This window comes from Agrobacterium rubi TR3 = NBRC 13261 (assembly GCF_000739935.1).
Classification (GTDB): Bacteria; Pseudomonadota; Alphaproteobacteria; order Rhizobiales; family Rhizobiaceae; genus Agrobacterium; species Agrobacterium rubi.
Map to the genome: position 1 here is coordinate 15,610 of NZ_BBJU01000007.1, position 21,120 is coordinate 36,729.

Annotated in this window: 18 protein-coding genes; 15 read left to right on the forward strand and 3 right to left on the reverse strand. The window is 56.7% G+C overall.

The window, feature by feature from the left end:
- The 4 genes from RRU01S_RS04645 to RRU01S_RS04660 all read left to right on the forward strand — a co-directional run bounded on the left by RRU01S_RS04645 (position 1) and on the right by RRU01S_RS04660 (position 4,212).
- Entirely contained in the window at positions 1-885 is an 885-nt protein-coding gene (locus RRU01S_RS04645; protein WP_045229100.1) for a carbohydrate ABC transporter permease, read from the forward strand.
- Positions 882-1,742, forward strand: a complete 861-nt coding sequence (locus tag RRU01S_RS04650; RefSeq protein WP_045229101.1) for a carbohydrate ABC transporter permease — start codon at positions 882-884, stop codon at positions 1,740-1,742. The genes RRU01S_RS04645 and RRU01S_RS04650 overlap by 4 nt, the downstream gene beginning before the upstream one ends.
- A 71-nt stretch (positions 1,743-1,813) precedes the next feature.
- A complete protein-coding gene (locus RRU01S_RS04655) occupies positions 1,814-3,007 on the forward strand; it encodes an ABC transporter substrate-binding protein (protein ID WP_108722561.1) in 1,194 nt (397 codons plus the stop codon).
- Positions 3,008-3,099: 92 nt separating this feature from the next.
- Positions 3,100-4,212, forward strand: a complete 1,113-nt coding sequence (locus tag RRU01S_RS04660) for an ABC transporter ATP-binding protein (protein WP_045229103.1) — start codon at positions 3,100-3,102, stop codon at positions 4,210-4,212.
- 35 nt (positions 4,213-4,247) lie between these two features.
- On the opposite strand, the gene RRU01S_RS04665 is transcribed toward RRU01S_RS04660, so the two are convergent.
- Genes RRU01S_RS04665 through RRU01S_RS04675 form a run of 3 tightly spaced genes read right to left on the reverse strand, consistent with a single transcriptional unit; the run spans position 4,248 to position 7,314 of the window.
- Positions 4,248-5,336, reverse strand: a complete 1,089-nt coding sequence (locus RRU01S_RS04665; protein WP_045229104.1) for a D-TA family PLP-dependent enzyme — start codon at positions 5,334-5,336, stop codon at positions 4,248-4,250.
- Between the two features lies 1 nt (position 5,337).
- Positions 5,338-6,807, reverse strand: a complete 1,470-nt coding sequence (locus RRU01S_RS04670; RefSeq protein ID WP_045229105.1) for a M81 family metallopeptidase — start codon at positions 6,805-6,807, stop codon at positions 5,338-5,340.
- Between the two features lie 12 nt (positions 6,808-6,819).
- Positions 6,820-7,314: a hypothetical protein gene (locus tag RRU01S_RS04675; RefSeq protein WP_045229106.1), complete on the reverse strand. Its 495-nt coding sequence runs from the start codon at positions 7,312-7,314 to the stop codon at positions 6,820-6,822.
- A 115-nt stretch (positions 7,315-7,429) separates the two neighbouring features.
- Here RRU01S_RS04675 and RRU01S_RS04680 point away from each other — a divergent pair, with 115 nt between their 5' ends.
- The 11 genes from RRU01S_RS04680 to RRU01S_RS04730 all read left to right on the forward strand — a co-directional run bounded on the left by RRU01S_RS04680 (position 7,430) and on the right by RRU01S_RS04730 (position 21,117).
- Positions 7,430-7,816, forward strand: a complete 387-nt coding sequence (locus tag RRU01S_RS04680; protein WP_045229593.1) for a RidA family protein — start codon at positions 7,430-7,432, stop codon at positions 7,814-7,816.
- Positions 7,817-7,845: 29 nt separating this feature from the next.
- Positions 7,846-8,709 carry a MurR/RpiR family transcriptional regulator gene (locus RRU01S_RS04685; RefSeq protein WP_045229107.1) on the forward strand — a complete coding sequence of 288 codons (864 nt, stop codon included), beginning with the start codon at positions 7,846-7,848 and terminating at the stop codon, positions 8,707-8,709.
- Positions 8,710-8,728: 19 nt separating this feature from the next.
- Entirely contained in the window at positions 8,729-9,502 is a 774-nt protein-coding gene (locus RRU01S_RS04690; protein ID WP_045229108.1) for an SDR family oxidoreductase, read from the forward strand.
- A 42-nt stretch (positions 9,503-9,544) separates the two neighbouring features.
- Entirely contained in the window at positions 9,545-11,467 is a 1,923-nt protein-coding gene (locus tag RRU01S_RS04695) for a beta-N-acetylhexosaminidase (RefSeq protein WP_045229109.1), read from the forward strand.
- 11 nt (positions 11,468-11,478) lie between these two features.
- Positions 11,479-12,912, forward strand: a complete 1,434-nt coding sequence (locus RRU01S_RS04700) for a M81 family metallopeptidase (RefSeq protein WP_045229110.1) — start codon at positions 11,479-11,481, stop codon at positions 12,910-12,912.
- A 78-nt stretch (positions 12,913-12,990) separates the two neighbouring features.
- Positions 12,991-14,196 (forward strand): MFS transporter, encoded by a 1,206-nt coding sequence (locus tag RRU01S_RS04705; RefSeq protein WP_045229594.1) that lies wholly within the window; start codon positions 12,991-12,993, stop codon positions 14,194-14,196.
- A gap of 57 nt (positions 14,197-14,253) precedes the next feature.
- Positions 14,254-14,979 carry a copper homeostasis protein CutC gene (locus RRU01S_RS04710; protein ID WP_045229111.1) on the forward strand — a complete coding sequence of 242 codons (726 nt, stop codon included), beginning with the start codon at positions 14,254-14,256 and terminating at the stop codon, positions 14,977-14,979.
- Between the two features lie 209 nt (positions 14,980-15,188).
- Positions 15,189-16,148, forward strand: coding sequence for a prolyl aminopeptidase (gene pip / locus RRU01S_RS04715; RefSeq protein ID WP_045229112.1), 960 nt, complete (start codon positions 15,189-15,191; stop codon positions 16,146-16,148).
- Positions 16,145-17,968, forward strand: a complete 1,824-nt coding sequence (locus RRU01S_RS04720; protein WP_108722562.1) for a S9 family peptidase — start codon at positions 16,145-16,147, stop codon at positions 17,966-17,968. Before pip ends, RRU01S_RS04720 begins: the two co-directional genes overlap by 4 nt.
- A 25-nt stretch (positions 17,969-17,993) precedes the next feature.
- Entirely contained in the window at positions 17,994-19,424 is a 1,431-nt protein-coding gene (locus RRU01S_RS04725) for a M20 family metallopeptidase (RefSeq protein ID WP_045229114.1), read from the forward strand.
- 82 nt (positions 19,425-19,506) lie between these two features.
- Positions 19,507-21,117, forward strand: coding sequence for an ABC transporter substrate-binding protein (locus RRU01S_RS04730; protein WP_174447682.1), 1,611 nt, complete (start codon positions 19,507-19,509; stop codon positions 21,115-21,117).
- The last annotated feature ends 3 nt before the right edge of the window (positions 21,118-21,120 follow it).

Genomic DNA, 21,120 nt, shown 5'->3' on the forward strand with positions numbered 1-21,120 from the left:
GTGGACGCAAAACGCAGCACAGTCATTTTCGCCTGGCTCCTTCTTCTCCCCGCCATTCTCTATATCACGGTCATCGTCGCCTATCCGCTGGTTGATACGTTCATTCTGTCCTTCACCGACGCCTCGCTGAAGCGCACGACGGAATGGGTGGGCTGGGCGAATTACACCAAGATTTTCAACGCCACCTTCGCCGAAGTCATTCTGCGCACTTTCATCTGGACGTTCTTTTCCGTCTCTTTCAAAATGATCATCGGAATTTTCGGTGCCTGCATGTTGAATGCGGCGGTGCCCGGCAGAACGATTTTCCGTATGCTGACCATGCCGCCATGGATCGTGCCGATGGCTATCGGCATCTTCATGTGGGGCTGGATGTATAATGGTCAGTTCGGGATGATTTCCGGCATGCTCCAACGTTTCGGTCTCGTGGATGGCCCTGTTGCTTTCCTCGCAAATGGTTCTACCGCTTTCTGGGCGACCATCATGACCGATGTCTGGATCGGTGTGCCCTTGGTCACGCTCTATATGCTGGCCGCCATGCAATCCATTCCGCAGGATCTCTACGAGGCGGCGTGGACGGATGGTGCAGGGCGCTTCTACCGCTTTCGTCGTATTACGCTGCCGCTTCTGGTGCCTGCGGTGATCACAATGTCCATGCTGTCGCTGATCGCGACATTCAACTCTTTCGACATCATCTGGATCCTCACACGTGGTGGGCCAAGTGGCGAGACGACGACGATGATTATCGACACCTATCGCACCGCCATCGGCTCCAACAAATATGGTGAGGGTGCCGCGCGTGCTGTGCTGATCTGCATATTCCTGTCGATCTTCTGCGTCTGCTACTTCCGCGTAACCAGCCGCCTTTCTGCCGGAGACAAGCGATGAGACAACCTCCTGCTCTGATCAACCGTTATAGCTGGTACGAGCTGATCGGCATTTATGCCGGGATCGCCGTCTTCCTTATTTTCATTCTGTCACCCTTCGTGGAAGGCTTTCTGGTTTCGCTGAAACCGCTCAGCCAGCTGTTCTCCTCGCCTTACCGCTTCATTCCCGAAAACGGTTCGTTCGAAGCCTACCGCACCATGTGGATCAGAATTCCGGGATTTGCTCGGTACATTTTCAATTCATTCCTAATCTCAATCGTCGTGACGACCGTCGTGCTGATACTGGTCGTCCCGGCGTCCTATGCGTTGGCACGCTTTGAATTCAAAGGTTCCGGCACGCTTCTAGGAGCATTTCTGGCGGTCAATATGTTCTCCGGCGCCGTACTTCTGATCCCGCTGTTTCGCTTGATGCGGTCGCTGGGTGTTTTGAATACCTACTTTGCCATGATCGTGCCGGGTGTTGCGTTTCTCATTCCCTCGGCCATCTGGCTGCTGCGGACCTATATGATGCGCATCCCGCGTGAACTGGATGAGGCTGCCTTCGTAGATGGTGCCAGCCACCTATATACGCTACGCCGAGTCATTGTGCCCATTGCCATGCCGGGTATCATGGTCGTGGCGATCACCACCTTTATCGGGTCTTATGCGCAACAGTTCATCTTCGCACTGACCTTCAATTCAAAGACGGAATATGCGCCGTTGCCGGTGGGCCTGTTTGCATATTTCGGCAAGCAGGAAGTGATCTGGAACGAGCTAATGGCGGCCAGCTTCGTCGGCATCGCGCCAGCAACCATCGTGATCTTCTTCCTTCAACGCTATCTCGTCAGCGGCCTGACCGCGGGCGCGGTGAAACAATAAGCCAACCACCAGAGAAAAACGGGAGCTAAAACGTGACAGTTCATCTCAAAACCGGGCTTTTTGCCCTGGCCATGCTCGGCTCCACCGCGCTTGGCGCCATGACCGCACAGGCGGCTGATCAGGAAATCAGCTGGATCTATTGCGGCGACAAGATCGACCCGGTCCATGAAAAATACATCAAGGAATGGGAAGGCAAAAATCCTGGCTGGAAGGTTGCGCCGGAAGTCGTGGGCTGGGAACAGTGCCAGGACAAGGCCACGACCCTTGCCGCTGCCGGCACGCCTGTTGCCATGGCCTATGTCGGGTCGCGCACGCTGAAGGAATTTGCCGAGAACGACCTGATCGTTCCCGTGCCGATGACGGCTGACGAGAAGAAGGCGTACTACCCTTACATTCCCGATACGGTCACGTTCGATGACCAGCAATGGGGCGTGCCGGTCGCATTCTCGACCAAGGCTCTCTACTGGAACAAGGATCTGTTCAAGCAGGCCGGTCTCGACCCTGAGAAGCCACCGACAACCTGGGCCGAAGAAATCGAATACGCCAAGATCATCAAGGAAAAGACAGGCATTGCCGGTTACGGAATGCCTGCCAAGACCTTCGACAACACGATGCACCAGTTCCTGCATTGGGTTTACACCAATAATGGCAAGGTGACCGATGCTGAAGGCAATGTGACGCTGGACAGCCCGGAAGTTCTGGCAGCCTTGCAGGCCTATAAGGATATCACGCCTTACTCTGTCGAAGGTGCTACTGCCTACGAGCAGAACGAAATCCGCGCTATCTTTCTCGATGGCAAGGCCGGCATGATCCAGAACAGCACTGGCGCAGCCTATCGCCTGCTGAACACCAAAATCAACTGGGGCGTGACAACGTTGCCGCTTGGTCCGTCTGCCAAGGGTCCAGGCACGCTGCTCATCACCGACAGCCTTGCCATCTTCAAGGGATCGGGCGTCGAGGACAAGGCCATCGAATTCGCCAAGTTCATCACCTCTCCTGGTCCGCAGGAAGAGTACGAGCTGACGACCGATTCCGGCCTGACGCCACTGCGTCCATCGGCGAAAGTCGATCAGCTGGTGAAGGACAAGCCTTACTGGAAGCCGTTTATCGACGGTATCGCCTTTGGTGGACCTGAGCCTCTGTTCAAGGACTACAAGGGCTTCCAGAACGCCATGATCGAAATGGTGCAGTCTGTGGTGACATCCAAGGCGACACCTGAAGAGGCCTTGAAAAAGGCTGCCGCCGAAGTCGAGCAGTACAAGTAATCCAGCCATCGAAAGAGCCGCGGGTGTAACGCTCGCGGCTTTCTTCATGTCAATCAAAACAGCAGCTTTGGCTGGTGCGGGGAAGACAAGTTTTGGGTCAGCTCTCTCTCAACAACGTCCGCAAATTTTACGGGCATTTCGAAGTCATCAAGGGCGTGCAGCTTGAGATCAAGGATGGCGAATTCGTCGTCTTCGTCGGCCCGTCAGGATGCGGTAAATCCACGCTGCTGCGCATGATCGCGGGGCTTGAGGATATTTCCGAAGGCGACGTCATCATCGATGGTGTGAAGGTCAACGACCTTCCGCCCGTCAAGCGCGGCATTGCCATGGTGTTCCAGTCCTACGCGCTTTATCCGCATATGACCGTGTTCGAGAATATCGCCTTTCCGCTGCGTGTGGAGAATATGGAAGAAGCCAAGCTTAAGCAGAAGGTCGAAGGCGTTGCGAAAATCCTGCAACTCGACCAGCGTCTGCAACAGCGTCCGGGTATGCTCTCTGGTGGACAGCGCCAGCGCGTCGCCATCGGTCGCGCCATTGTGCGTGAGCCGGAAATCTTCCTGTTCGACGAGCCGCTTTCCAACCTCGATGCCGCCCTGCGCTCGGATATGCGCATCGAATTGACGAACCTGCACCGCACCCTCGAAGCGACGATGATCTATGTGACGCATGATCAGGTGGAAGCCATGACAATGGCCGACCGCATCGTGGTGCTGAACGCCGGAGAGATCGCGCAAGTGGGCGCGCCGCTGGAGCTTTATCACAAGCCCGCCAACCTGTTCGTGGCCGGTTTCATCGGCAATCCAAAAATGAATTTCCTGCCGGTCACCTGCAAGGCGGTCGGTGCTGAGGGCATCACAGTCGAGTATGACGGTCAGACGATTACGGTACCGGTTGAGCCGCGTGCCGGTCTGGAAGGTTCAAAACTGATGTTGGGTATTCGGCCGGAACACACCGCAATCGGTGCTGCCGATCTCAACATTCGGGTGGTCCCAAGCGTTATCGAGCGGCTTGGTATCAACACCATCGCTTATGGCGTTGCGCCGACCGGTGAAAATTACTGCGCGCTTTTGTCGGGCGCCGCACCCGTTGCCGTTGATGAACCGATCATGACCGGCATCAAGGTGTCCGATTGCCATCTCTTCGATGAAAGCGGCATCGCATTCGAGCGACGGGTTGATATGTCGGCGATTGCGCTGGGACAGTAAAGGCGGGGATTATCCCCGCCACTATCTTTTTCTGATTACCAGACCAATCCGCGTGCGGCGACCGGCTCGACGCGTGTTACGACATCGTTGCGGTGGAACGTCATGACATCCTGAAGGTTCGACACGACGCAGGTGTGGTTAGGGATAATGCGTATCTTCTCGCCAATTTCCGGGCGCTTGCCTGTGCATTTCGACAGATCGACGGTGCCGTGTTCTTCTGATAGGCCGGTTATCACGGCGTCTGGATATTCGATGATGTGGCCGTAGTCGGAAAAGCCCAGAAGGTCCGAAGTCAACGCCTTGGAGCCTGCGTCCAGAATGGCGCGGTCCGGTGTCGGGCGGGAGACGACCGTGGCCAGAATGGTCATGGCGCAATCGTCCATTGTACAATGGCCTGCACGAACCATGGAGCGGTCGTTATAGACATAGGTGCCAGCGCGGTGCTCCGTGGCGGATGACACAAGATGGGCATCGAACAGGCTTGGTGTGCCGCCACTGGTGACGATGGCGCATTCGATATTTTGCGACTTCAGTATTGCGATTGTCTGCGACAGAAATTTCTCGACCGCCTCAGCACTGTCCGGTTTCGGATAAGTCATCAGGCCACCGAACACGAGGCCATTAGAGGCGGCAATCTGCGATGCCAGCGCCGCCGCAGCCTGCGGCGTCTGGACGCCACAGCGGCCACCGCCGGTATCGCATTCGACAAGAACCGTGAGCGGACGATCAGGGGAAAAGCGGCTGGCCAAGCCCTCGACGGTGACTGCGCTATCGGCCACGACCTTAAGGCTGCCTATGCGGGCATTCAGCGCGTGCAACCGATCCAGCTTCTCCGGCCCTAAAATATTGAAGCTAATTAGAATATCGTCAAAACCGGCATCGGCGAAAACTTCCGCCTCTGTCACCTTCTGACAGTTGATGCCCTTCGCGCCCGCCTTGACCTGCAAAGCAGCGATCGCCGGGATCTTGTGGGTCTTGATATGCGGACGAAACGCTAGGCCATGGCTGTCCATATAGGACTGCACGCGCTGGATATTGGCTTCCATCTTGTCCTCATCGATCAGCGCCAGCGGCGTCGAAAGAGCCTGTATGAGATCGCCGGGCTTCGCGGTTGGAAGGGTCATGTCAATGTGCCTCGTCGCCATGGGGATTGTCCACCATCGGCCATATATCACAGGGCGCGTGTTGATAAGGCGTCGTTGCGGGATTGTTGGGGTATGGCGTGCCTGCGGAGCAATAAATGATGTCGGAGGCGATCTTCGAAAAGGCCGCATAGAAATGATTGGTCGATTTGATGACGAGAATTTTCTTCGACGTCGGATCGATCCCCATGGCTGAAAACAGCGATGGATCATAGCTCTGGGCGCGGATGGAATTCAGGATGATATCGATGCCGTTCAACCGTATATGCGCCGAATCGCCGAAGGGTGCGATGCTCTCGCCGAACTTCATTTCCGCATTGCGTACGAGGCGAATGATTCTGACGCGACCATCGATGGGATTGCCGGTGCCCGGTGCGGATTTTGCGCCGAAACGCAACGGAATTTCAGCACCTTCGCCCGCCGCCATGCAGATCTGCACGGCAACAGGGTCCCAGATCGTGCCGATGGCAGCATCGGTTGCGCCTTGAGCGAACAGTTCAGCCAACACGACGGTTGCGTCTCCCGCCGTTCCGCCGCCCGGATTGTCCCACATATCGGCAATGACGACCGGACCCTTGGATGCTGCGATAGCGCTCGCGACGGCCTCTTTTTCGTCGGTCCACGGCATCATGTGTTTGCCGCGATTTGAAAACAGCTCAAGTCCGAGATGGCGCGCAATACGCTCGCCCTTGTCCTTCTTGCCATTGGTAACGACAATTGTTTTCGTTCCCATTTCGGGTACGTCGCCTGCCATGAAGCCATGGATGACCGATAGCGAAAGCACATCGGCGTCTTCACGTTCGATCCGCATCAACTTGTCCACAAAGGATCGCATGGGCTCACGGGAGGTGGGGAAAACATCGATCATGCGGCAATCGAAGGTGGACATGACCGGTTTGACCCGGCCTTCCAGCGTATCGATGGCGATTGCCCAAAGGTCGTGTGCGCGGTCCACGAAATCCGTGTGCGGGAATTCCTTGAACGCGACGAAGAAATCAGCCGCAGCAACCCGTTTTGCGGTCAGGTGGCTGTGTGGGTCCAGTTCGGCACAAACGAGAATATCCGGCCCGACGATCTCACGAATCCGTGTCAGGAAATCGCCTTCCGGATCGACATATCCGTCGGCTACCATAGCCCCGTGCAGACCGAGAACGACGGCATTCACCGGCATGGCTGCGCGCAATTGGTCCAGAATCTCGTCGCGCAAACCCTCATAGGTCTGGCGGTTGACCAGTCCTGCCGGGTCTGCCCACGTCGCGGTGCCTTCGATGAGCGTCCAACCCTTGTCGGCCATCAGACGGCGGCCAACGGGAACTGGTGCGGTGCAGAGCGTTGCCGTTTCCGGATGCTGGCCGGGGCCTGCGTAAAAGGATTCCTCGAAGGCTTTCCGGTCAACGCAAATTGGTGAAAACGTGTTGGTCTCGGTTGCCAGTGCGGCCGTAAAAATGCGCAATGTTGTGCTTTCTTATAAAGCGCTGCCCATGGGGTTCGGCAGATAGCCGGTAAAGCCGCTGATCTTCCAGCGACCACCATGGAACCTGCAATAATACAGTGTCTGCCATTTCATGACATCCAGCGAGCCATCCGCCTTGCGAATGCCGCCATCGAATTTCTTGCGCACCAGCGCCGTGTCACCTTCTACTTCAATTTCCTCGAGCGTCGTGGTGGTGAAGATCGCAGTGCGGGTATCTTCTGCAAAACTCTGCGTCTGAAAATCCTGCGCCTGACGCAGCCATTCATCGCGATAGGCGGTCAGATTTGGAAAGCCGAGGCTCCATTTATCCGGGTTGTCTGCACGGTTCGCATTGATCGCGAGGAAGCCCTCTTCGACGAAATCATCTTCTACTTTCGACCAGTTCGCAGCCAGAAAGGCATCGATATCGCGTGGCATCAGCATTTCCCAAATGGAATGGCGGGCTGTATCGTTTTCCGGGAAAGGGTTTTTGAACGGGTCGCGCATGCAATTGATCCAATGTTGAAATTATTTTCATAATCATTGTTTTTCACTGGCAAAGATCACTTTTCTATGGTGTCCTGTCAACGAATAAAGAAAATAATTTGCATGGATATTGATGATGACGATCAAGCGGTATGGCGCTGAAAAGGCGGGTGCGGGCGGACAGAGACTGCCTTTTGCAAGGGCAGTCGAAGCGGATGGTTGGCTCCATGTTTCCGGTCAGGTGGCCATGGTGGATGGCGAGATCATTGCCGGTGGCATCGTGGAGCAGACTCACAAGACCATCGAGAATCTCATCGCCATTTTGCACGAAGCTGGTTACGGCGTCGAGCATGTGGTGCGGTGCGGCGTGTGGCTGGATGACCCGCGCGACTTCTGGAGCTTCAACAAGATTTATCAGGGCTATTTCGGGGAGCATCCACCGGCGCGTGCCTGTGTTCAGGCATCGATGATGGTTGACTGCAAGGTGGAAATAGACTGCATCGCTTATAAAGCCAAAGTCTGATCTTTGGCATCAATCGGAGCGGTGTGCGGATGGATATTTTTGCGAAATTGCAGGACAATAAAGAGCAGTTTTCGCAATCGGAACGCCGCATTGCGGATATTCTGCTGGCCGACTTCGAATTCGCCGTGAATGCATCGATCATCGAACTGGCCGGACGCGCGCAGGTTTCCCCACCGACGGTAACGCGCTTCTGCCGCAGGCTCGGTCTTCAGAGCTTTTCCGATTTCAAGGTCAATCTGGCGAAAACGGCCTATGTCGGCGTGCGATATCTCAATCCAGAAATTTCCGGCACCGAACCATCTGACGTTGCCGAAGACGTATTGACCAAAGCGCAGGACGCGCTTTTTCTGCTTCACCGCACGCTCGATCCTGCCGTTCTGGCCCTGGCGGCTTCCGCAGTCGCAAAAAGCGGCAATGTCTATGCCTTCGGTTCGGGCGGAAATTCCTCGATGATTGCGGGTGAGATCCAGAACCGTCTGTTTCGGCTGGGGCTGCGCGTCACCACCAGCAGCGATCACAGCATGCAGTTGATGATGACGGCTGCGGCGCGCCCGAATGACGTGATTGTCGGATCGTCCTTTTCGGGCAGAAATATGGAGCTGGTGAAGTGCTTCAAACTGGCGCGCGAGATGGGTATTTCCTCCATCGCGCTCACCCAGAGTGATAGCCCGGTGGCACTGGCGGCGGATATCGTTGTTCCGGTCGATGTTCCCGAGGGCAACAATATCTTCAAGCCGACATCATCGCGTTACGCTTATCTTGCGGTGGTCGACATGATCGCCAGCCTCGTCGCTTACGAGAACAAGCAGCAGTCCACGGTGACGCTGCGCCATATCAAGCAACAACTGATCGAACATCGGGACGGTGATGACCGTCAACTGCTCGGCGACTGACCGAGGGAGAGGCATGAGGATGGCGGAAACGATAGCAGTGGTCACCGGTGGGGCAGGCGATATCGGCCGCGCCATCGCCGCCAAGCTCAGTGAGACCCATGACCGCGTGGTGCTGGTGGATATCGACGGTCCGGCCGTGGAGCGTGCGGTTGCAACGCTCGGTGGCTCGTCTTTCACGGCAATGGCCTGCGATGTGACAGATGCTGCTAGCCTCGCCGAGCTTTCCAAGAAAATTGATGCCTTGGGCGTCGTCCGCACGCTGGTCAACAACGCCGGTGCTGCGAGGGCCGTCAGCCTTCATGATACGACGCCTGAGATATGGCGGCAGGATAATGCGCTCAATCTGGAGGCACCGTTTCTGTGTTTCAGGGCCTTCGAAAACGCGCTGAAACAGTCTCAGGGGTCGCTTATCAACATCGCCTCGGTCAACGGCATGTCGGTTTTCGGCCATCCTGCCTATAGCGCTGCCAAGGCCGGTCTCATTCATCTGACCAAGCTGATTGCCGTCGAATACGGAAAATTTGGCATTCGCGCCAATGCAGTGGCGCCGGGAACGGTGCGGACGCGGGCGTGGGAGGCCCGCGCGGAGGTCAACCCGCAGGTCTTCGAGGAGGCCAAGCACTGGTATCCGTTGCGGCGCATTGTTGCGCCTGATGATGTGGCCAATGCCGTTGGCTTTCTGGCCAGCGATCAGGCCGCCGCCATCAGCGGCGTTTGTCTTCCAGTGGATTGCGGTTTGACCGCGGGGCAGGCCCCGCTTGCACACACGTTTTCGCAATCAGACCACTATTAAATTCCGACCCACAGGGTCGCAAAAATACAAAAGGGAACGATCATGACGCTTGCACAATACCGTCTTGAAAATGCCTGGCACCCGAACGAGGGTGATCCGAGCGGCGGCTTCATCTTCACGCTTTTCAATCTTTCGAGCGAACCGTTAAAAGATTTCCGCGTCGTCTACACGTCGCTGACCCGGACAATCGACAAACCTGTCTGCGGCAACGCCGTGTATTTGCGTCGCAACGCCAATTTTCATGAGTTCGCACCTCCTGCGGGCTTCGAACTCAAGCCGGGTCAGTCATGGCGTTTCACCGTGGATGGACTTCTGCGGCCTGCACGCCATCGCACCGACGGTGCAAAATCCGCCTATGTCAGCCTTGCCGATGGCACGCACCGCACGGTTGCCGTTGGCGATCTGATGTTGGAGGGCCGCCACAGCGAGCCGCCGCCGGTGCTTTTGCCGGAAGGCGAACTGGACTTGCCATTTGCAATCCAGCCATGGCCCGTGGATGTCTCGGCTGAAGGCGGAGACACATTTCCCGTCGCGCTGTTCCCGGCTGATGTCGCAAAGCCAGAGGATGTGCTTGCGGTTGACGCGGTGATTTCGCTGTTCCGGCGACTTTATGCCAGCGCTCACGTTCCGTTCAGCCTGGCACCCGTCCACGAAGGGCGCACGTTGACGTTTGAGGAAAAGAGCGGGCTGGAGGCGGAAGGCTATCGCTTGTCGTTTTCCGAAACCAATGTGGTTCTTGAATATTCGGCACCGGCAGGACGGCAATATGGCCTGACAGTGCTCGCACAAATGCTGCATGGCGCACGGACGGAACCTGCAAAATTCCGCTTCCCCATATCGGGTACGATCACGGACGCGCCGCGCTATAGCTGGCGTGGCTGCCATCTGGATGTGTCGCGCCAGTTCTACCTGACGCATGATGTTGCACGGCTGATCGACATCATGGCGTGGTATCGCATGAACCGCTTCCACTGGCACCTGTCCGATGACGAAGCCTGGCGGCTGGAGATCAAGGCCTATCCGCTTTTAACGACTGTCGGCGTGAAGCGCGGCCCCGATGAGCCGTTGTTGCCGCAGCTCGGCAACAGTGCGGAACCGGTCGAAGGACATTATAAGCAAGACGACATCAGGACTATTGTTGCTCATGCTGCGGTGCTCAATGTCGAGGTTGTCCCGGAGATCGATATTCCCGGCCACAGCACGGCGGCGCTGGTTGCCTATCCTGAACTGACCGACGGGCAGGAAGCACCGGACAGCTACCGATCGGTGCAGGGCTTTCCCAACAATGCGCTCAACCCGGCTATTGAGTTCACCTATGAGTTTCTGGGCAAGATATTCGATGAAATGGTCGAGCTTTTCCCATCCAAGCTCATCCATATCGGTGGCGACGAAGTTGCCAATGGTTCATGGCTGGCCTCACCATTGGCCAAGAAGCTGATGGACAAGGAAGGGCTGGATGGCACGTTCGGCATCCAGTCGCATTTCATGAAGCGTATTCAGGGCATGTTGCACGAGCGCGGCCGCGAAATCGCCGGTTGGGACGAGGTGTCTCATGGCGGCGGTGTCAACCCGCAAGGCACATTGCTGATGGCATGGCAGAAGCCGGAAGTGGGCATCGAGCTGGCCAAGCAGGGTTACGATGTGGTGATGACGCCGGGGCAGGCCTATTATCTGGATATGGTTCAGGACGAGGCCTGGCAGGAGCCCGGCGCAAGCTGGGCCGGAACAGTGCCGCCTTATCACACTTACCACTATGAGGCGGAAGGCGATTTTCCAGACGATTTGAAAGACCGCATGAAGGGTGTGCAGGCCTGCATCTGGACCGAGCATTTCCTGACGCGTGATTATTTCAATCATCTCGTCTTCCCGCGTTTGCCTGCCATTGCGGAAGCGGCATGGACACCGAAAGCGAAGAAAGATTGGTTGCGCTTTGCAGCCATCGTGCCTTTGCGTCCAGTCTTTTGAGAGAGGTTTCCATGCGTATTGCTGTCGGTGGAATTCACACGGAATGCAGCACCTATTCTCCGGTGCTGATGCAAGTTGAGGATTTCCGCGTCTTTCGGGGCGATGAACTTCTCGGCATGGACTACTTCAATTTTCTCAATGCAGACGGCGTGCAGCCTCTGCCTCTGTTGCATGCACGCGCTGTTCCCGGCGGGCCGCTTGCCCGTGAAACCTACGAGACGTTCAAACAGGATTTTCTCGAGCGGTTGAAAGCGGCGCTTCCCGTGGATGGGCTTTATCTCGCCATGCATGGCGCCATGAATGTCGATGGTATGGATGATGCCGAGGGTGACTGGATTTCGGCAGCACGCGCCATTGTCGGGCCTGATGTCACGGTGGCTGCGAGTTATGATCTGCACGGCAATGTCAGCCAGAGGATCATAGATCAGCTCGATATTTTTGCGGGTTACCGCACAGCACCGCATATCGATGTGCGCGAAACGATGGTGCGTGCATGGTCGATGCTGGTCGAGGCACTGAAGACGGGCGTGCGGCCGGGTGTTGCATGGGCCAAAGTGCCGGTTCTTCTGCCGGGCGAGAAAACCTCAACCGAGGACGAACCAGCGAAAAGCCTCTATGCCGCTTTACTAGCCTTCGATGCGAGGCCGGGCATATTGGATGCCAATCTGATGATCGGTTACGTCTGGGCGGACGAGCCGCGCGCCACCGCTTGCGCCGTTGTAACAGGTACGAATGCTGCTGCTGCCGAGCAGGTGGCGGCTGAGATCGCGCAATCCTATTGGACTGCGCGCCAGTCGTTCCGGTTCGGGCCGGTGACGGAGGTACTGGACGATGTCATCGAAATCGCTGAGACAACCGAGACGAGACCGATCATTCTGGCAGATTCCGGTGACAACCCGACGGGCGGTGGCGTGGGCGACCGTGCGGATGTGCTGAAAGCGTTGATCGAGCGAAACTGGCATGGTGCGCTTTTGGGCGGGATAACCGACCGCCCTGCAGTCGATGCATGTTTTGCAGCAGGCGCGGGTGCCACCATAGACGTGAAGATTGGCGGCAGTCTCGATCCGAACAGCCCTTCTGTGCAGGTGACCGCGAAGGTCTTGAAGCTGGACGATCAAGCGGCTGCAAACGAGCGACAGGCGGTTGTCGAAATCGGCGGTATCGTGGTTATACTCGCCTCGCGTCGGCGGCCCTATCACATGATCTCGGATTTCACGCGCCTTGGCTTTGACCCCTCCAAGGTCAGGCTGCTCGTCGTCAAATCCGGCTATCTTTCGCCAGAGCTTGCGCCCATCGCCAATCCCAATCTGATGGCCTTGACCAACGGCGTCATCAATCAGGATATCGAAAGCCTGCCGAACAAACGCAGAGATGAAAATATCTATCCTTTCCAGACGAATTTCGAGTATGTGCCGCAGGCACGACGATCTTCGCGCTGGAGTTGACGGTAGACATCAGCCGACGGAAACGCCTGCTTTAGAGAATGTTTGGCCATGGGCCTTTTGACAGCAGGACAGAATACAATGCGTGCCGCCCTTTCCACCGTCATTCGAAACCCGTCGATCCGGGTGGGCGCTCTTGCCATTCTGTTTTTCGGTTTTTCCAATGCGGCGACCGCGCCTTATCAGGCCGTCATAGGCATTCGGGAACTGGGTCTCAGCGATGGCGTCTATTCGCTGCTGATGCTTGTGGCCGCCGTCATCAATGTCAGCGCCAGCGTGTTGATGGGCATCGTCGCAGACCGGCTGGGCGAATACCGCAAACCGATGTTGTGCATCGCGCTGTTTGGTATTTCCGGTTACTTCCTTGTGTATTTCGCTGCAAACGCGCCTGCCTTCATCGCGGCCAAGCTGCTGCTTCTGCCGATATTCGGAGCGATGAATTCGCTCATTTTCGCGCATGTGCGGGCGGATGCGAGAGGGCTTTCACCGAAGGAAATGATCTCCGTAAACTCCATAATGCGGGCAACGATTTCGCTTTCGTGGGTGCTGGTGCCGGGCATCGTCGGTATCGTTCTGGCCGCATCCAACACTATGCTGTCGGCGTTTCTGCTCTCCGGCATCTTCGCGACAATCTGTTTCCTGCTGGTCGCCGTCTATCTGCCGAAGACTGCCACACCGGTTGTGCGAAACGGCGAGGCCCGCTTCGGTCTTGTGGCGTCGCTTGGCGAAATATGCGCACCCCGTGTGCTGCTGCGGGTCATCAGTATCGCGCTCATCTGCTCCATGCTGCACCTCAACGATTTCGTGCGTGCTCTCATCATCACCGGTCAGGCGCGTGGTACGGTGACGGACATCGGAATTGTCGTCGGTATCGTAGCAGGGCTGGAGATCGTTTTCATCATCATGTGGGGCATTGTCGAGCGGCGCTCGACGCAAAGGATGACACTTGCCACGGGTGCCGTCATCTATGCCGTTTATCTCGTGCTGCAAGGCTTTGCGACGCAACCTTGGCACATTTATGCGCAGACGCTGATCAGCGGGCTGGGCGCTGCGGCCATCATCAGCATACCCATCACCTATCTTCAAGAGTTGATTGCCGATCGCCCGGGTCTCGGCAGCTCGCTGATTGCGGTCAACATTTTTCTGAGCGCCGGCATCGGTTCCTTGGTCTTCGCCATTGGCACCTATGTCTCCGACTATGCGGGGGCATCGATCCTTGGTGCTGTGTTTGGTCTGGCAGGCATCGTCATGCTTTTTGTGCTGGATGGAACACGAAGAACGCGCTAGCGCGCTTTTGCAAATCCCGCAATTTCAGCCTATGGATGCAGTCGAAAAGGAACTCCCATGATTCTTGAGATTTGCGTTGACGACGCAGCGGGGCTGGATGCAGCGATAAAGGGTGGCGCGGACCGTATCGAACTTTGCGCGGCACTGTCCGGTGGTGGCGTAACACCCTCCAGTGGCTTCATGCAGTTGGCCGGTTCCGTGGATATTCCTGTCAGTGTCATGATACGTCCGCGCTCGGGTGATTTCATGTTCGGGCGTGCCGAATTGGACGTCATGAAGCATGATATCGATGCCGCGCGCCGCGCGGGCGTTTCAGGTGTCGTGCTCGGTGCGTCTCTCGCCAATGGTGCGCTCGATACGGATATGTTGGAAGATCTTTGTGCCCATGCGCACGGTCTCGACACCACACTCCACCGTGCGGTCGATGTCGTGCCAGATTTTCCCGAGGCGGTTGAGGCAGCGATTGCGCTCGGATTTTCCCGCATACTCACATCGGGTGGCGCAAAGTCAGCTTTCGAAGGTATCGATCAACTCGAAGCGATGATCGAGGTCGCACGTGGGCGCATCTCCATCATGCCCGGAGCAGGCGTTCGGCCAACTGTCGTTGCCGATATTTTGCAACGCCTTGCCATTAGCGAAATCCATGCATCCTGTTCCTCAAGTGCCCCTTTCGATGCAGACAACAGGCTTTCAATGCTGGGCTTTACCGTTTCCCATGGGAAGAAGACGGATGAAGCGACCGTTCGGCAACTGAAACAAATTCTGAATTCTAGTCGATCGTGAAGGGCGCGTCTCGCGCACGACCTGTCATGTCAAAATCCGTACTGCACACCCAAGGCATGTTGCATAGCCGCGCCTTAAACTATTCCATATTAGAATGGGCCAGTTTGATTTATCATTAGACACGCAGTCCATCACGTCGCATCATGTCTAAATATTCATCGAGCCTATTATATGTGCAGATGAGGATTTTTGACGAGGCGCGGGACTGGATGCACGAAGCCATCGCAAATCATTGTTTCTTTCTGGAGGTTGGTGATCTTCATCAGCTCTATGTTGAGGACTACGGAAAAAGCGATGGTGTCGCGGTCGTGGTTCTGCACGGCGGCCCGGGTGCGGGAATGTCTCGCAAGCAGGTCGAGACATTTGATCTATCCGTATTTCGCGTCATTCTGTTCGACCAGAGAGGCGCTGGTCGCTCTACGCCACACGCCGATCTCACCGACAATACGACTGATGACCTGATTTCCGACATCGAAACAATAAGGCAAGCGCTCGGTATCGAGGTCTGGCTCGTTGCAGGCGGCTCCTGGGGAAGTTGCCTCGCGCTGGCCTACAGCCAGGCTCACCCGGACCGCTGCCTTGGCTTGCGCCTTCACGGCATTTTCCTCGCCGGGAAGGACGACATCGACTGGTGGTTTCATGGCGTGCGAGCCATCTTCCCAGACCAGTGGGAAGAATTCGCAGGTTTCATTCCCGAGGCCGAACGCGGCAACCTTTTGTCTGCCTATTATCGTCGACTGACCAGTGGTAATGCCCACGAGGAAGCAGCGGCAGCGCTGAGCCTGCGCGGCTTTTCGGCAAAAACACAGACTTTTCTGCCAGATCCGGGACATGTTGCGACGCTGATGGAGCCGAAGGCGGCACTTTCTGTTGCCCGGCTCTTCACCCATTATTGCATCAACGATGCCTTTCTGGTGCCAGGGCAGTTGCTCGCCGGTATCGATCGCATCCGCCACTTGCCCTGTGAGATCATTCAAGGCCGATACGATACCGTCACACCGATGGCGTCGGCATGGCGTTTGCACAAAGCTTGGCCTGAAGCCGGCTTTATGGTCGTCACCGAAGCCAATCATCAATCCACCAAAGGTCCGCTTTTCGAGGAGTTGAAAAACGCCAGCGTGCGTCTGCACAACAAGCTGACGCGGAACGACAGGGCGCGCATGCAATGAAACTGTACACAATGGCAAAATCCTTCGACGCTTCGGCAATTGCCCCCTTTATCGAAATCCGTTCGGTCAAGTCGCCTGCACTCTCCCCGAACGGTGAATGGCTTGCCTATCTCTGCGATTCCTCAGGTTTCAATCAGATATGGATCAAACCGCTTGCCGGTGGTGAGGCGCGGCAACTCACCGATATGCCGGAACCGGTGGGTGCTTTCTCCTTCAATCCAAAGGGACCGGAAATCCTCTTCACCATCGACTGCGGTGGCGATGAGCGCCATCAGCTCTGGCTTTTGCCGGATATGGCCTCGGCTGCCGTAGCATTGACCAACTCCCCGAGCGTTGTTCATCTCTGGGGCGCATGGTCGCCGGATGGCCAGCGTCTGGCTTATGCGTCGAATGCGCGGTCGCCTCACCACATGGACATCCACGTCATGGCGATAGCAACACGTGAAATCTCTGCCATTCATCTCGGCAAGGGCATGCGGGAGGTGTTGGCATTCTCGCCAGATGGACAATCCCTGCTGGTACGGGAGTCTCTGCGTTCGGGCAACGATCAGGATATTTTCCGTCTCGCCATCGACAGCGGCGAGTTGACCCCGGTTCTGCCACATGACGGAAAAGCGCGCTATCTCGCAGCACGACTGTTCAAGGACGGCAGTGGTGGCCTTGCCGTCTGCGACCAAGGCAGTGATTTCATGGCGATCGTCGGCTTTGCAAACGAGGGCAGCAGTGTCACGCCCGTCGTTGCCGTGCCGAACCGCAATATCGAAGCCTTTGCCCTTTCTCCCGATCAACAGCGGATCGCTTTTGTGGTCAACGACGAAGGCTGGAGCCATATCGGCCTGTGCAATCGCGACGGCAGTGATGTCCGTATGATCAAGGAGCAGCCGAACGGGGTTATTTCTTATGTAGCATTCACGCCGGACGGACAGTCGCTTGTGTTTCCGCTGGAAAGTGTCGCAACGCCGCCATCTATCTGGAAACTCGATCTCGGCAACGGGTTTTTCGAGATGCTCGTCGGCTCCGACCCGATCGCATCGGAGAAAACACGTTTTCAGGAGCCAGTCGTACAACGGTTCAAAAGCTTCGACGGTCTCATGGTACCAGCCTTGATTTATCAACCCACCTCACCACCACCCAGCGACGGTTATCCGGTTCTCTTCATCGTTCACGGCGGCCCGGAAATGCAGTGGAAGCCGGATTTCCGGGCGGATGTGCAATTCCTGCTAAGCCAGCGTGTCATGGTCGTCGCGCCCAATGTTCGTGGCAGCACGGGGTATGGGCGGACGTTCCATCAGCTCGATGACCGCGAAAAGCGTATGGATTCGGTTGTCGACCTGCGCGCCATCCGCCTGGCAATCGGTGCTCGCGCGGATGTCGATGAAAGCCGTATCGGTGTCTTTGGTCGCTCTTATGGCGGTTTCATGGTCCTGTCGACATTGACAGAAGACCCGGACCTTTGGTGCCTTGGCGTTGATTTTTACGGTGTCGGCAATTTTCTAACTCACCTGCTTGCAACGGCCCCCTGGGGTCGCCAGCAGCGCGCCGCCGAATATGGTGAGCCATCTGTGATGCGCGAGATGCTGGAACGTTTTTCGCCCATCAACCGCATTGCATGCATGAAGGCGCCGTTGCTTATCGTTCATGCCAACCGGGATCCGCGTGTGCCTTTGGGCCAGAGCGAGGACGTCTATTCCTGCCTCAGCGGTCTTGGGCATGATTGCGAGTATCTCCGCATCGACCATGAAGGTCATGGTTTCGCGCGTCTTGAAAACCGTCTGAAGGTGTTTTCCACCTTCGCCCGCTTCCTTGAACACCATCTTTGACAGCAAACATACTTGGAGTTGAGACATGCAGAATAGTGAGCCGATCTGGGATTTCGTCGATCAGCACCGACCCGAATTCGAGGCGCTGAGCGACCGGGTTTGGGGCATGCCGGAAATCGCCTACACCGAATATAGTTCGGTTGCAGAACACACCACCATGCTGCGTGAACAGGGGTTTCGGGTAACGGAAAACGTGGCTGGCATTCCCACTGCCGTTATGGGCGAAGCGGGTGAGGGCGGTCCTATCATCGCTATCCTGGGGGAATATGATGCCCTTCCGGGCCTTAGCCAAGAGGCTGGTATCGCCGAACCGAAGCCGCTGCCGGGCAATGGTCACGGTCATGGCTGCGGCCATAATCTGCTCGGCTCCGCCGCTATGTTGGCTGCAACGGCGATCAAAGATTGGCTCGCCCAATCCGGCAAACCCGGTCGGGTGCGCTATTACGGCTGCCCGGCTGAAGAGGGTGGGGCCGCAAAATCCTTCATGGCGCGAGAAGGTGCCTTCGATGGTGTCGATGCTGCCATTACCTGGCATCCGAGCGCTTTCACGGAGGTTGCCAAGGCGCTGTCTCTAGCCAATACCCGGATGGATTTCCGCTTCACGGGCCGCTCTTCGCATGCCGCTGCTGCCCCGCATCTGGGCCGGTCCGCGTTGGATGCCGTCGAATTGATGAATGTCGGCGTCAATTATCTGCGCGAACATGTCCCGGATTCCAGCCGCATCCATTATGCGATGCTCGATTCCGGTGGAATAGCGCCGAATGTCGTGCAGGCAAAGGCTGCGGTCCGCTACGCCATTCGCTCGCGTGATCTCAAAGGCATGCTGGATCTTAATGAGCGCGTCAAAAAGGTGGCTTTGGGTGCCGCCATGATGACGGAAACCACCGTCGATATCTCGATCATGAGTGCTGTTTCCAATCTGCTCGCCAATCGTCCTTTGGAAGAAGCCATGCAGCGCAATCTCGAGCGGCTCGGCCCGGTGCCGTTCGATGCCGACGACAAGGCCTTCGCTGCACAAATTCAGGCGACGTTGAGCGAAGAAGACGTCGATAACGCCTATCTCCGCGTCGGACTGCCGTGCAAGGAAAACACGCCTCTGTGCGATTTCATCGTGCCGCTCGATGTGGATGGCGAGCCGATGATTGGCTCTACAGATGTCGGCGATGTCAGCTGGCTCATGCCAACCGTTCAGGCCCATGCAGCCACCATCGCCATCGGCACGCCGGGCCACTCCTGGCAGGTCACGGCTCAGGGCAAAACGCCAGCGGCCCATAAGGGCATGACCCACGCCGCAAAGATGATGGCCGGTACCGCAATCGACCTCTTTACCGATGCGGACCTGCTTGCAGCAGCCAAGGCAGACCATCAGGCGCGGGTCGGCAAGACCGCTTATGTGTGCCCGATCCCACAAGACGTGCAGCCGCCACTACAGCCGCGGCCAAATGTTGCCGCCTGACGAGTGAAATACACCGGGGCTGCAAAGGCCCCGGAACTGGACATCAGAGCTTGAGATTCAAAAAATAAGGGGAACTGAAAGCATGATACCGAAAAACATTGCAAAGAGCCGCACCATGATCGCCGCCGCAGCGTTGTTGTCTTCAATCGCCATGCCAGCGCTGGCGGCAACGCCCGGTTCGGCGCTCGTCATGGCCTGGAATATCGACGCCATCAGCACGTTCGACCCGGCACAGGTGGGCGAAGTCGTCACCAACGAACTTCTACAAAACACCTGTGACTCGCTGGTCGACTTTGATCCAAAGGATGAATCGAAGGTCATACCAAGGCTCGCAAAAAGCTGGGACGTTTCCGAGGATCGTAAGCAGATTACATTCCATCTCAACGAAGGGATGAAATTCCCCGGCGGTGCGCCTGCCACTGCCAAGGAGTTGGCATGGTCGATGCACCGCGTGGTGCTTCTCGGTTATGGCAATGCCGCTACCCTCACGGAATATGGTTTCACCAAGGACAATGTGAAGGAGCGCATTGTTGCCAAGGATGACAACACGTTGGTGTTGACGCTGGACAATCCTTACCCGACAAACCTTATTTTACAGGCGATAGCTGCCAACCGCGTGTCGGCTCTGCTGGATGAAAAGACGTTGATGTCCAAAGAGGTCAATGGTGATTTCGGCAACAAGTATCTCGCCACCAACACCGCCTGCGTCGGCCCTTACAAGCTGATGCAGTGGAATGCCGGTGAGTCGATCGTCTTGCAGGCCAATGAAGATTATTATGGCACCCAGCCAAAGCTGAAGCGTGTTCTTGTTCGGCATGTCGCTGAGCCCGGTACGCAGCGCCTGCTTCTGACCCAAGGCGACATCGACATCGCCCGGGACCTCTCGCCAGATGACCTTGCCGATCTCGATGGCAAGCCGGGCCTGAAGGTGGAGCGTGTCCTGAAACCTCAGTTGTTCTTCTGGACCTTCAACGCGCTCGACCCGATCTTCAAACAAGAAAAGGTGCGTCTGGCGATGCGTTACCTGATTGATTATGACGGACTTGCCAAGTCGGTCATGACCTATCTGGGCGTGCCGCGCGCAAGCTTTGCCCAGCTTGGTGCGACCGGTGCGCTGAATGCAGAAGAGGGCCAGCCGTTCAAGCTTGATCTTGAAAAGGCCAAGGCGCTTCTGACAGAAGCCGGTTATCCGAACGGTTTTGAAGCCACTGTCCTGTTCGGCACCCTGCCGCATTCGGCGCCGATTGCTCAGAGCATCCAGCAGAATGCATCGAAGGTGGGTGTCAAGTTGAACCTTGAGCGCATGGCCAACGCCCAGCTGTTCAGCCGCATCCGTGGTCGTGAGTTTCAGACGGGCATGCTGGCTTGGCAAACCGGCGTTCCCGATGCGCATGGCAATGCCTCGCGCCTGGTCTACAATCCTGACAACCGCCCGGAAGCCAAACTCACGCAGATTCCGGCATGGCGGTCGGCTTATCAGAACGAAGACTTCAACAAGCGGGTGCAGCAAGCCCTTCTCGAAGGCGATGCGGAAAAGCGCAATCAAATCTACTACCAGTTGCAAAAGGATGTGATGCAGCAGGGACCGATGGCAATCATGTTCCAGATGTATAACATTCTGGGCATGAGCGATAAGGTCAATGATTGGACCTGGAACGGCTTCCGCGTCTATTACGATCTCGCATCGAAGTAAGGC

Excerpts from the sequence above, each read along its gene's own strand:
- RRU01S_RS04730 (WP_174447682.1), top strand. The coding sequence starts at position 19,507 with ATGATACCGAAAAACATTGCAAAGAGCCGCACCATGATCGCCGCCGCA.
- RRU01S_RS04700 (WP_045229110.1), top strand. The coding sequence starts at position 11,479 with ATGCGTATTGCTGTCGGTGGAATTCACACGGAATGCAGCACCTATTCT.
- RRU01S_RS04675 (WP_045229106.1), bottom strand. The coding sequence starts at position 7,314 with ATGCGCGACCCGTTCAAAAACCCTTTCCCGGAAAACGATACAGCCCGC.
- RRU01S_RS04665 (WP_045229104.1), bottom strand. The coding sequence starts at position 5,336 with ATGACCCTTCCAACCGCGAAGCCCGGCGATCTCATACAGGCTCTTTCG.
- RRU01S_RS04720 (WP_108722562.1), top strand. The coding sequence starts at position 16,145 with ATGAAACTGTACACAATGGCAAAATCCTTCGACGCTTCGGCAATTGCC.
- RRU01S_RS04690 (WP_045229108.1), top strand. The coding sequence starts at position 8,729 with ATGGCGGAAACGATAGCAGTGGTCACCGGTGGGGCAGGCGATATCGGC.
- RRU01S_RS04705 (WP_045229594.1), top strand. The coding sequence starts at position 12,991 with ATGCGTGCCGCCCTTTCCACCGTCATTCGAAACCCGTCGATCCGGGTG.
- RRU01S_RS04650 (WP_045229101.1), top strand. The coding sequence starts at position 882 with ATGAGACAACCTCCTGCTCTGATCAACCGTTATAGCTGGTACGAGCTG.
- pip (WP_045229112.1), top strand. The coding sequence starts at position 15,189 with ATGCACGAAGCCATCGCAAATCATTGTTTCTTTCTGGAGGTTGGTGAT.
- RRU01S_RS04680 (WP_045229593.1), top strand. The coding sequence starts at position 7,430 with ATGACGATCAAGCGGTATGGCGCTGAAAAGGCGGGTGCGGGCGGACAG.
- RRU01S_RS04685 (WP_045229107.1), top strand. The coding sequence starts at position 7,846 with ATGGATATTTTTGCGAAATTGCAGGACAATAAAGAGCAGTTTTCGCAA.
- RRU01S_RS04710 (WP_045229111.1), top strand. The coding sequence starts at position 14,254 with ATGATTCTTGAGATTTGCGTTGACGACGCAGCGGGGCTGGATGCAGCG.
- RRU01S_RS04655 (WP_108722561.1), top strand. The coding sequence starts at position 1,814 with ATGCTCGGCTCCACCGCGCTTGGCGCCATGACCGCACAGGCGGCTGAT.
- RRU01S_RS04725 (WP_045229114.1), top strand. The coding sequence starts at position 17,994 with ATGCAGAATAGTGAGCCGATCTGGGATTTCGTCGATCAGCACCGACCC.
- RRU01S_RS04695 (WP_045229109.1), top strand. The coding sequence starts at position 9,545 with ATGACGCTTGCACAATACCGTCTTGAAAATGCCTGGCACCCGAACGAG.